We start from the raw sequence: 11,232 nt of genomic DNA, 5'->3' as shown, positions 1-11,232 counted from the left end.
CACTAGCTCTCTGTTGAAAAATATTTAAGTTACTACTCCAATACACTTTAATATTATTGGATAATGTAACTGATTGCAAGTGCAAGTTATTACATAACTGAACAATTAATATAGAAGCCTAGCTCAGTCAATTAACATGGTTATATTGTTTTATCCTTAGGCATATTTTTATCAAAAACAGCTAAAAAACACAATGCTATGCTTAATAACACAATCATGCCAATAAACATGGTACTCATATTAAAGGCATCGACTAAAATACCACCTATAAGTGGCCCAAATGCTTTACCGACCGTAGAAGCTGAATTAACAAACCCCTGATACTGTCCTTGTTTACCATCAGGCGCTAAAAAATTCGCGATAGTTGGGACAGCAGGCCAAACGAACATTTCGCCAAATGTTAATATAATCATACCAATGAGAAAGACACTAAATTGTTCAGCAAAACTAGTCACTAAAAACGACACCATAAAAATAATAATACCTACAATCATTTGTTTTTTTATATTTCCTTTGAGTATACGAATTACCGGACTTATCAAAGGCTGTGCAACTAAAATCATAATACCATTCACTGTCCACAATATACTATATTGCGACATTGAGATATCGATGTCTTGTGTAAATGAAGCAATCGTACTTTCCCATTGTATATATGCAATCCAACAAATACTAAACATAATACATAAAAGGATTAATGCTTTAAATCTGCGTTTTTGGTCTTTATTTTCCAACTCAAGATTATCTGGCTTGTGCATCTTTACAGAATACTCGAGATTGAATTGTGTGACAGCTACAATCGCGAATAGCACATACATTAATAAATTTGCAATAAAAATATAGTTAAAACTAAGCTCAGCAACAAAGCCTCCTAAAGCAGCACCAAGTGCGACACCAATATTTTGAGCTAAGTAGATAGCATTAAACGTTTGCCGTCCACCATTGGGCCACACTGCTCCGGCCATAGCATAAATTGCTGGTACAATCATGCCACCACCAAAACCAAGCATAACTAACCATACTGCATACCAAGGCCAACCATGGAAAAAATTTAGCATCGTTGTACTAACTAAACACACAGCAGTTCCAGTTAAAATCGTACGATAACCACCTAATTTATCAAACAAACTACCACCTAATAAGTTACCAACAACCATACCAAATGAATTTATCATTAACACAATACCTGCAATAGTAAGGCTTTTATCGAGCTCTTCTTTCATATATATCGTATTTAAAGGCCATAAAAAACTAGAACCGGTAATATTGAGCGCCATGCCTATTACCAGCATCCATACTGATTTAGGTATATTCATACACTGAGTCCTTTCTCTCTCTTTTCTCAATCTACAATAGACACTATAACATTAAAATATGTTAAAATCTTTACTTAGAAACAATTAGAAAGGAAAATGTCTTATGGGTAAATATTTCCCGTATGCTTTTGAGAATAAACGCTATCATACTTGGAATTACCATTTAAAAAATAAATTTGGCCAAAAAATATTTAAAGTGGCATTAGATGGCGGCTTTGACTGCCCTAATCGTGACGGAACTGTTGCACATGGTGGTTGTACATTTTGTTCTGCAGCTGGTAGCGGCGATTTTGCTGGAAATCGAGCTGACCCTATTGAAGTTCAGTTTCAACAAATCAAAGCAAAAATGCATGAGAAATGGCATGAAGGAAAATACATTGCCTACTTTCAAGCGTTCACTAATACACACGCCCCTGTTGAAATACTAAAGGAAAAATATGAACCTGTATTACAAGAAGAAGGTGTTGTAGGATTATCCATTGCCACGCGTCCAGACTGTTTACCAGATGATGTAGTAGAATACCTTGCTGAGCTAAACAAACGCACATACTTATGGGTTGAATTAGGACTCCAAACGATACATCAGTCTACATCTGATTTAATAAATCGTGCACACGATATGCAAACATATTATGATGGGGTCGCTAAATTAAGAAAACATAATATTAATATCTGTACGCATATTATTAATGGTTTACCTGGCGAAGATTACGATATGATGATGGCCACAGCCCGTGAAGTTGCCAAAATGGATGTTCAAGGCATAAAAATACATCTACTTCATTTATTAAAAGGAACACCTATGGTAAAACAGTACGATAAGGGTTTACTAAAATTTATGAGTCAGCAAGAATATACTAACCTAGTATGTGATCAACTTGAAATCTTACCCCCAGAGATGATAATTCATCGTATTACAGGCGATGGACCCATTGATTTGATGGTAGGACCAATGTGGAGTGTTAACAAGTGGGAAGTTTTAAATAATATCGATGATGAGCTCGCTAGACGTAATTCTTATCAAGGGAAATTTCACAAAGAGCGGATTCAAATATGAAATTAGAACGCATTCTTCCCTTTGCTAAATCTTTAATTACGTCTCATATCCAAAGTGATAGTATTGTGATTGATGCTACATGTGGTAATGGATTCGATACATTATTCTTAGCTCAACACGTTCCAAAAGGTCATGTATATGGTTTTGACATACAACAACAAGCAATTGATAACACTGCTAAGAAGATCAAATCATTTAAAAACGTATCATTAATACATGATAGTCATGAATATATCTCAGACCACTTAATATCTGCTCATAAAAATAAAATCACTGCAGCAATCTTTAATTTAGGCTACCTACCAAAAGGTGATAAATCAATTGTCACCCAGCCTGAATCAACTATACGCGCTATTGACGCCATATTTGAACAGTTAACGATTGAAGGCATTATTGTAGTTGTTATTTATCACGGCCATTTTCAAGGCAAACTAGAACGTGATGCATTACTTGATTATTTCAGCAATATAGATCAAACAAAGGCTCAAGTTCTACAATATCAATTTATAAATCAACGTAATGACGCTCCATTCATCTGCGCAATAGAAAAAATCAATTAAAATGCTTAGTCTATAAGTCGCTATTTCCTGACTATAGACTAAGCATTTTTCTAGATATTTAAAATTGAAGTGAAACTTGTTTGCATGGAATTTGATTTTTTGTGTACTGCATCACAAATGAATTTTAATAAGTCATCACGTTTACCATTTTGATTTTCATTGTAATGAATGATAACTGTACGCTCATCATCTTGAGGGCGTTCTTTGTAAATCCATTCTAAATTTACAAGGTTATTGTATGTGCGTGTACGTTTATAAGACTTAATCTTTACAAAACTATCCATTTCTTTTAACGTCATCGACCCTTTTTGCCATAGCGTTAGTAAAATTAAGATTTCTTCTTTTGTCATGCCGTATTCTTTCTCAATAACGTCGAAAATTGAATTGATGTCCATTAGTAGCGCTTCTAATTTTAATAATCCAGATACTTGGTCTATCGTTTGCTCGCTCACTAAAATCTCTCCCTGTCATAAAACTAAATAATACAATTTACCGATGATAAAGAATGTTGTTGCATTGTTAAAACCCTTAATAAACTTTTAATAATTTAATTGTCTTTTTATTTAATCACAACTATAACCATAAACTTGGTGCTAACATCAGCAAATTGCTAATTATTCATGTAGATTTTTATCCAATTAATTATTAATAAATTTATATGTATAAAATATACCAATTTCTATGTAGATATGCAACTAAACCATTTGTATTATGAATTTATTGTTTTAAATAAACACCGACACAATTAATGCCATCACACATAAGTAGTCTTCAATATTATAAAAACAAACTTTATTATGCGCACTTTAGCAGATGCGTAACAACAATTTATACTGTCACATTCCAAATAAAAAACACAAAAAACCTTTAGAAAGTATAAGTTCCATAACTCTCTCAAGCAGATAATTCAGGTTGCATCATAAATAGGTCTTTCAATATCTTTTATTTATTCAATATCCTCTATTTCTTCTTCTTTAACGATAAATCCCATCGTATTTACACTATTATTTAGAAATGTTAATACATATCGCATGACTTGATCACGTTCAGGCTCATTTTGGATTTCATGATATAAACCTTGCCATTTTTTATAATAGAATTCATCAGATTTTAGATTTTCTTTTAATTTAATTATCGCTTTAGGTTCGACAATCGCATCTTCAGAACCATGCATTAGTAATGTAGGTATTGATTTTACGTCCCCAACGTAATCTAATGTTTCTTTCATTTCTTCCACAACAGTATTGTACCAATGATATGTTACTTTTTTTAACATCAAACCATCATTAACCGTTTCTTCTCTTATTTCTTCATTTCTAGTCAACTGTTCAACTTCAATATTAACTTTAAAACGCGTATCTTTTGATACTTTTCCAATATTAGAAATTAAAATGTCTTTCCGTGTTGTCTTGTTCTTTTGTAATTCTAATAATGGTGAAAATAAAATCATACCCTCAATAGGCAATCGATCTACCTTTTCTAATAAATTAAGTATGATTAATCCTCCTAGACCAATCCCCATAACAAATGTAGGTAATTTATAATCATTTGCGAGTTTAATCCATTCTAAAACATGTTCATGATATTCATTAAAGTTTTTAATTTGCCCCTTGTTTGCACGTGAAGTCTGCCCTTGTCCTGGCAAATCACCCATAATCACATGATAACCATTTCTTCTTAACATCGTAATAACATAAGCATAACGCCCTGTATGCTCTAACATATTATGGACAATAACAACTACGCCTTTAGCATTATTTTCTGTTTCCCATTTCCACATGACTTATTAGTCCCTTCTACATAAACTCTACAGCTTAAATTATAGCAAATATCAGCTTAATATGGCTAACACTCTAATTGACTCAAGAAAACATTTCTGCAATAAATTGAACTTGAAGCAAAACGTATGACCGATATTGAAAACGCTTTCTCTTACGAATATTTCATGCTAAACTATTTATAAAATATATTGATTATAATATTGGAGGTTTACTACATGACACTATTTAGGGATTTCTTCATCGCTTTATCAAATAATACATATTTAAATCAAACAGCTAAGAAAATCGGCCCCAAAATGGGTGCAAATAAAGTCGTAGCAGGTAATACCATTCCAGAACTAATAGATACAATTGAAAGGCTTAATGAAAAAAATATCGCTGTTACCGTTGATAATTTGGGAGAGTTTGTAGGTACACGCGAAGAAGCCACAACAGCAAAGAATGAAATTCTCACTATAATGGATGCCATTAATGCATATAATGTAGATGCCCATGTATCTATTAAATTAAGTTTACTAGGAGGAGAATTTGATTTACAATTTGCTTTTGATAATTTACGTGAAATTTTATTGAAAGCTAATGAATATCAAAATATGCACGTCAATATTGATACTGAAAAATATGACAGTTTGCAGCAAATTATTCAAGCGCTTGATAAATTTAAGGGAGAATTTAAAAATGTCGGCACAGTTATACAAGCATATTTGTACGATGCTGATGAACTCATCGAACGTTTTCCAGATTTAAGATTACGATTGGTTAAAGGTGCCTATAAAGAAGATGCTTCCATTGCTTATCAAACAAAAGAAGATATTGATAGCAACTATATTAAATTAATTGAGAAACGTTTGCTAAATGCGCGTAATAAAACATCCATTGCGACACATGACGATCGAATTATCAATCATGTCAAACAATTCGTCAAAGATCACCATATTAAAAATGATGATTTTGAATTTCAAATGTTATATGGATTCCGTTCAGAACTAGCTGAACAAATCGCAAGAGAAGGCTATCATTTCACCATTTATGTTCCATATGGTAATGACTGGTTTAGCTATTTTATGCGTCGTCTAGCAGAGCGTCCTCAAAACTTATCACTAGCAGTTAAAGAATTTGTTGATACTAAATCTCTCAAAAAAGTTAGCGCGATAATTGGTATTTCTGCATTGTTACTTTTGATTACGAAAATTATAAAATAATAACGACACATATAAAGGGAGCAGGACTTCGAATTCACAATGAATTTTATCCTGCTCCCAAATTTATAGACTAAACATTATAGTTGTTGCAATAAGTTGGCCATTTCAATTGCACTGACTGCCGCTTCAGATCCTTTATTGCCAGCTTTAGTACCAGCGCGTTCTACAGCCTGCTCAATGCTTTCAGTTGTTAATATTCCGAAAATAACTGGTGTATCTGATACATCATTCGCTCTTGCAACCCCTTTAGACACTTCATTGCACACATAATCATAGTGAGAAGTTGCACCTCTAATTACACAACCCAATGTTATGATTGCATCATAATGTTTTTTTTGTGCTAATTTTCTAGCTACAAGCGGTATTTCAAACGCACCAGGAACATAGGCAACATCAATATTACTATCATTGACATCATGGCGTATTAATGTATCTTTAGCACCCTCTAATAGTCGATTTGTAATAAAATCATTAAATCGACTTACTACTATCGCAATTTTCAACTCTGAACCAACTAATTTACCTTCAAAATTCATTTTTATAACCTCCTAGATTAAATGACCCATTTTAATTTTTTTCGTTTCCATATAATCATGGTTGTGTGTTGTTTCTGGAACAATAACTTCAATACGCTTTGCAATTTCTATATCATATTCACTTAGCCCTTCAAATTTTTTCGGATTATTACTTAACAAATTAACTTGCTTGACATTAAAATATTTTAGAATTTGACTAGCAACCTTATAATCACGTAAATCTTCATCAAATCCAAGAGCTAAATTCGCAGTTACAGTATCATAGCCTTGCTCTATTAACTCGTAAGCACGAAGTTTATTTATAAGTCCGATACCTCTGCCTTCTTGGGGTAAATAAATCACCATTCCACCATGTTCATTAATATATTTTAAGGACGATTCAAGTTGCGCACCACAGTCACATCGTTGACTATGAAAAATATCACCAGTTAAACATGCTGAATGAATTCTTACATTTTCAGTAGTTCTTGGCTCTCCTTTAGTAATAACAACGATTTCATCCTGTGTAAGTGTTGAATCAAATCCATACATTTCAAAGTTGCCAAAATCTGTTGGCATATTTACCTTTGCTCTTAAGTTCACCTGTATATCATGCTGATGTCTATATTCTATGATTTGTTTTATAGAAATAAGCTTAAGCTGGTGTGTTTCTTTAAACTTTTCTAATTGTTCTCCTTTAGCCATCGAACCATCGTCATTCATAATTTCACAAATAACTCCTGCAGGTGCTGCACCTGTCATTTTAGCTAAATCAACCGTTGCTTCAGTATGACCTTCACGTTCTAAAACGCCATTATCTTTGGCAATAAGTGGAAATAAATGACCAGGTTTATGAAAATCTTCAGCCATTGTATCAGTGGCAATTAAAGACCGTGCCGTAGTCATGCGTTCAATTGCACTAATTCCCGTTGTTGTTGTATAGTGATCAATACTTACAGTAAAGTTTGTACCATAGTCATCTGAATTTTGCATTACCATTGGTTTTAACTCTAAACGTTCGGCAATATCAGTGGAAATTGGCGTACAAATCAAGCCACGACCGTGCTTAGCCATAAAATTAATCGTTTGATCTTGCATCCATTGTGTTACTGCAACAAGATCTCCCTCATTTTCTCTATCTTCATCATCTACAACAATTATAGTTTCTCCTTTTTTTAACGCTTGAAGTGCCTCTTCAATGGTATCAAATTGCATATTTAATCCCCCTTAAAAACCATATGATTTTAACTTATCTAATGTTAAAGTATTGGAATTTTTATTAATGATTGTGGCTACATATTTGAATAAAACATCTGTCTCTAAATGTACAAAGTCTCCTTGTTTCTTATCTGCTAAAATTGTTGAGCGCCGTGTTTCTGGTATGAGATGTATATCAAAAGATGATTCACGTATATCAAATACTGTCAAACTAACGCCATCGACTGCAATTGATCCTTGCTTCACAAGTTGTTTAATGATTGTTTGTGATGCTGAAATTTGAATTACTTTTGAATCGGCTGTCTGATTGATTTTTGTAATTGTACCTAATTCATCAACATGGCCTAGAACAAAATGGCCACCAAATCTACCATTGCTGTGCATCGCGCGTTCTAGGTTCACTTCTTGATGACGCTGAACATTAGCAAGATAGGTTTTATCTTCTGTACCATGTATGACTTGCACTGAAAAATGATTGCTATTAAAGTCTGTCACTGTCAGGCAAGTCCCGTTAACGCTTATAGAATCACCAATATGCATATCATCAATAATCCTTTCAGCTTTAATGATAAGTGTGCGTACTGATTGATCATTACGTATTTCAACAATGGTTCCAATTTCTTCTACGATTCCTGTAAACATGGTTGTTTCACTTCTTCCGTAGTTCTAATTTGATATTTTGATCTAATAAAGTGGAATTAACAATTTCAAATTCAAAGGTATCCTGTAAATCTATAACTTCTTGTGTTTGAAAGAATTGATTTGTTCCAGAACCACCTATCAATTTCGGGGCAAAATAGATGATGAGTTGATTAACTAACTGTTGTTGGAGAAATAATGAGGTAACTTTAGGTCCCGCCTCGACGAGCAGCCGACCTACACCTTTTTTATATAAATCTTGTAAAATATCAGGAATTTTACAATTGCTCATGTAATTAATAAAAACATTGGGTAAAGTTGTTGTTAATGTGGCATCTTCAGTGTATATCCATATATCAGATAATTGATCATGAAACATATCTAGACTAAAGTCAACGTCCCCACTTCGAGATAAAATAACACGAATAGGGTGTTTACCATCTTTAACTCTAGTCGTGTACTGAGGATTATCTGCTAATACGGTTTTATTTCCTGTTAACACGGCATCATGACTGTGTCTTAAACGATACACATCTTGCTTTACTGTTTTATTGGTAATCCATTGACTTTGTCCATAATCTGTTGCCTGTTTACCGTCTATACTTGTAGATACTTTAACGGTAATTTCAGGAATTTTCTCAGCTTTAGCTTTAAAAAAGTCTTCGTATAAACAATAGGCTTCATGATCAAACTGCTGATACACTTGGATACCAGCTTGGGTTAAGATTTCATAACTTTTACTAGGTAAAGTTGTATCTTTTACAGCATATACTACCTTATCCAGACCATGATCGATGATTTTGTTAACGCACGGCGGTGTCGAACCATAATGCGTGCATGGTTGTAAAGACACATAAATTGTTGCACCTTGTGCTTCGTCACCAGCCATGTCAATTGCTTGCACTTCAGCATGTTTCTCACCTTGTTTTAAATGTGCGCCAAGTCCGATAATTCTGCCATTTTTAACAACTACTGCTCCTACTGGTGGATTAACACCAGTCTGTCCTTTAACCATCTTAGCAAGCTGTATTGCCTTGCTTAAATATAAATCCAATTTATCACCTTCATAAAAAAACCTTATACCAAAATAGGCATAAGGAGATTGATATAATGACATTTGAACAAGCCTACACAATAATTTCTGTGCATGCTTAACAAACATTAAACGTAATCGTTTATGTTAACGTCGATTGTATTCTTTCTCCCATCCAGACTATACTGTCGGCTTCAGAATCTCACTGAATCAGCCACTTGTGCATCACAAGCAGGTCGCAGGCTTAATCACTGCCGGTTGGGAATTTCACCCTGCCCCGAAAGAACGTATTATGAAGTTGATAATTCTACTTTAAGTGTTACTAAAACACTATGAGTTTATCTTACTAAATTTTAATAAACTTTACAATGAAAGCAATTTAATTTCTTTAATTACTATTTTTTAGAAATATTGTCGCGACTTAACCGTGATTGATGTTCATATAAATAATCCACTGCATTAACTACTTGTGAAACAATCATCTTAACACCATTTCTTAATTTATTTACACCATTGGTAAGCTGACCTATAGCGACAGCGTTAGTCAACGTCCCATATCTTGGACTAATAATTTGATTTGTTTCTGGCACAATTTGAATACCACCCATAGGATGTGCTTGTACAATACGACGATTCTCTAGGTTAATGACTAATTGATCATCCTCGTCTAACTCTGCTAAATGTGTTTTAGCACCTGTTGCATTAATAATAATGTTAAAGTCATCACACGAAGATGTGTCTTTAAATGTTAGATTAAATAATTGTCCATCATGCGTAATATTCTCTAGACCACGTTTTATAATTAAAGAGCCATTCTGCATTAACTCAATAAGTAATTTAGCTGTTCTAGGCGGCATTGGATTAGAATTAAGTTGAATCACTTTAGTATATTTCTTATCGAACAACTGTTGATCTGAGCTACTCAAACTATTGTATATCCAGTTTAAATTCTCTTTTAGATGTTCTATCAATCCTTGAAATACACCGAGCTCTTGTGAATGATCTAAGTCATATTGCAAATCATCAATATGATTTCCTGAACGTCTATTTATTAACGTATCTAATTCAATATTCCATTCTTCACATTCCTTATAGAAAAGCTTAACTAAAGCATCTAGTGGTACGTTTCCATAATTAACTGCCTTGATACTATTAAAAGTTTGTTTTGTTAAATAACGAAATGTTATTTCTTGCATATTTCCACGCACACTTGGCAATTGCGCCGAGCGACTCGTCATAATGATTGGAAGATGCTTATGATGTGTTGCTACATATCTAACCACATCTAAGCTAGCTAACCCTGTACCTATAATAGCAATACGATCTGTCTCTTTCACTTCATCCAAAGTGTTATATGTTGGATATGGCGATTGGATATATCCTAGAATTCCTTTTAACTGGTATGGATCGTGATAGCTTAATGTCCCAATAGTCAAAAAGATATAATCATACTCCTTCCAATCATTCATATCATCAGAAGTACAAACATAATATTTTAAAGCTGTTTCATCAACATTTGAGTTAGTAAATATTTCTTTAACTTCGTCATGAATCAATGTTAAATTATCAAAAATTTTATCAAAATGTAACAAATAGGATTTCATATAGTGGCCAAAAATAAATCTTGGTAAATATTTAGGGTTCTCATAAGAAAAAATATTTTGCTGCTGATACCAATGCCAAAATTCTAAATCATCTTCTAAATTTAAACTCATCTTCTTGGATGGTAAATTAATTAATAGTTCATCACTATCATTTTGAAAAGGTACCCCGTGACCCATGTTGATTTTATTATCGTAGACATCTACAGTTAAAGTTGAAAAGTTTTCGTGTTTAACAAGTTGTCTTAGCACACTTACACCAGCTGTTCCCATTCCAATTATCGCTACACGCATGATTTCTTCACCCTTT

Annotated in this window: 11 protein-coding genes, 1 riboswitch and 1 other annotated feature (1 of these 13 cut by a window edge); of the genes, 3 read left to right on the top strand and 8 right to left on the bottom strand. The window is 33.3% G+C overall.

The window, feature by feature from the left end:
• Positions 1-55: a binding site (T-box leader), on the bottom strand (it extends 130 nt beyond the left edge of the window).
• 85 nt (positions 56-140) lie between these two features.
• The gene (locus AL499_RS00230; RefSeq protein WP_002492648.1) at positions 141-1,316 is read right to left on the bottom strand and encodes an MDR family MFS transporter; all 1,176 of its coding nucleotides are present in this window, start codon (positions 1,314-1,316) and stop codon (positions 141-143) included.
• 103 nt (positions 1,317-1,419) lie between these two features.
• Between AL499_RS00230 and mnmL the strand changes: the two genes are divergently transcribed.
• Positions 1,420-2,373, top strand: coding sequence for a tRNA modification radical SAM protein MnmL/YtqA (gene mnmL / locus AL499_RS00225; protein ID WP_002492612.1), 954 nt, complete (start codon positions 1,420-1,422; stop codon positions 2,371-2,373).
• Entirely contained in the window at positions 2,370-2,933 is a 564-nt protein-coding gene (mnmM, locus tag AL499_RS00220) for a tRNA 5-(aminomethyl)-2-thiouridylate-methyltransferase MnmM (protein WP_002458810.1), read from the top strand. The genes mnmL and mnmM overlap by 4 nt, the downstream gene beginning before the upstream one ends.
• Positions 2,934-2,983: 50 nt before the next feature.
• Here the strand turns inward: mnmM and AL499_RS00215 are convergent, their stop codons facing one another.
• Positions 2,984-3,385: a transcriptional regulator, SarA/Rot family gene (locus AL499_RS00215; RefSeq protein ID WP_002458809.1), complete on the bottom strand. Its 402-nt coding sequence runs from the start codon at positions 3,383-3,385 to the stop codon at positions 2,984-2,986.
• A 494-nt stretch (positions 3,386-3,879) separates the two neighbouring features.
• Positions 3,880-4,713: an alpha/beta fold hydrolase gene (locus tag AL499_RS00210; RefSeq protein WP_002458808.1), complete on the bottom strand. Its 834-nt coding sequence runs from the start codon at positions 4,711-4,713 to the stop codon at positions 3,880-3,882.
• A gap of 216 nt (positions 4,714-4,929) precedes the next feature.
• Between AL499_RS00210 and AL499_RS00205 the strand changes: the two genes are divergently transcribed.
• Positions 4,930-5,916, top strand: a complete 987-nt coding sequence (locus AL499_RS00205; protein WP_002492647.1) for a proline dehydrogenase family protein — start codon at positions 4,930-4,932, stop codon at positions 5,914-5,916.
• Between the two features lie 77 nt (positions 5,917-5,993).
• Here the strand turns inward: AL499_RS00205 and ribH are convergent, their stop codons facing one another.
• The 5 genes from ribH to AL499_RS00180 all read right to left on the bottom strand — a co-directional run bounded on the left by ribH (position 5,994) and on the right by AL499_RS00180 (position 11,216).
• Positions 5,994-6,452: a 6,7-dimethyl-8-ribityllumazine synthase gene (gene ribH, locus AL499_RS00200; RefSeq protein WP_002458806.1), complete on the bottom strand. Its 459-nt coding sequence runs from the start codon at positions 6,450-6,452 to the stop codon at positions 5,994-5,996.
• A 12-nt stretch (positions 6,453-6,464) separates the two neighbouring features.
• Positions 6,465-7,646, bottom strand: coding sequence for a bifunctional 3,4-dihydroxy-2-butanone-4-phosphate synthase/GTP cyclohydrolase II (locus AL499_RS00195; RefSeq protein ID WP_002478008.1), 1,182 nt, complete (start codon positions 7,644-7,646; stop codon positions 6,465-6,467).
• 12 nt (positions 7,647-7,658) lie between these two features.
• Positions 7,659-8,291 carry a riboflavin synthase gene (ribE, locus tag AL499_RS00190; protein WP_002458804.1) on the bottom strand — a complete coding sequence of 211 codons (633 nt, stop codon included), beginning with the start codon at positions 8,289-8,291 and terminating at the stop codon, positions 7,659-7,661.
• A 7-nt stretch (positions 8,292-8,298) separates the two neighbouring features.
• Positions 8,299-9,342, bottom strand: a complete 1,044-nt coding sequence (ribD, locus tag AL499_RS00185; protein WP_037555353.1) for a bifunctional diaminohydroxyphosphoribosylaminopyrimidine deaminase/5-amino-6-(5-phosphoribosylamino)uracil reductase RibD — start codon at positions 9,340-9,342, stop codon at positions 8,299-8,301.
• 138 nt (positions 9,343-9,480) lie between these two features.
• Positions 9,481-9,610, bottom strand: a riboswitch (FMN riboswitch).
• Between the two features lie 106 nt (positions 9,611-9,716).
• Complete coding sequence (locus AL499_RS00180) at positions 9,717-11,216, bottom strand: FAD/NAD(P)-binding protein (protein ID WP_002492594.1); 1,500 nt, start codon at positions 11,214-11,216, stop codon at positions 9,717-9,719.
• Positions 11,217-11,232 lie beyond the last annotated feature (16 nt).

Origin of the sequence: Staphylococcus lugdunensis (assembly GCF_001558775.1) — a bacterium.
Taxonomy (GTDB): domain Bacteria; phylum Bacillota; class Bacilli; order Staphylococcales; family Staphylococcaceae; genus Staphylococcus; species Staphylococcus lugdunensis.
Note: the sequence above shows the minus strand (reverse complement) of the source record. Positions and strands in the feature narration are given on the sequence as shown.

What these genes read in the sequence shown, in the direction of transcription:
- mnmM (WP_002458810.1), top strand. Translation starts at nt 2,370, where the DNA reads ATGAAATTAGAACGCATTCTTCCCTTTGCTAAATCTTTAATTACGTCT.
- AL499_RS00180 (WP_002492594.1), bottom strand. Translation starts at nt 11,216, where the DNA reads ATGCGTGTAGCGATAATTGGAATGGGAACAGCTGGTGTAAGTGTGCTA.
- AL499_RS00210 (WP_002458808.1), bottom strand. Translation starts at nt 4,713, where the DNA reads ATGTGGAAATGGGAAACAGAAAATAATGCTAAAGGCGTAGTTGTTATT.
- AL499_RS00195 (WP_002478008.1), bottom strand. Translation starts at nt 7,646, where the DNA reads ATGCAATTTGATACCATTGAAGAGGCACTTCAAGCGTTAAAAAAAGGA.
- ribH (WP_002458806.1), bottom strand. Translation starts at nt 6,452, where the DNA reads ATGAATTTTGAAGGTAAATTAGTTGGTTCAGAGTTGAAAATTGCGATA.
- AL499_RS00205 (WP_002492647.1), top strand. Translation starts at nt 4,930, where the DNA reads ATGACACTATTTAGGGATTTCTTCATCGCTTTATCAAATAATACATAT.
- AL499_RS00230 (WP_002492648.1), bottom strand. Translation starts at nt 1,316, where the DNA reads ATGAATATACCTAAATCAGTATGGATGCTGGTAATAGGCATGGCGCTC.
- ribE (WP_002458804.1), bottom strand. Translation starts at nt 8,291, where the DNA reads ATGTTTACAGGAATCGTAGAAGAAATTGGAACCATTGTTGAAATACGT.
- mnmL (WP_002492612.1), top strand. Translation starts at nt 1,420, where the DNA reads ATGGGTAAATATTTCCCGTATGCTTTTGAGAATAAACGCTATCATACT.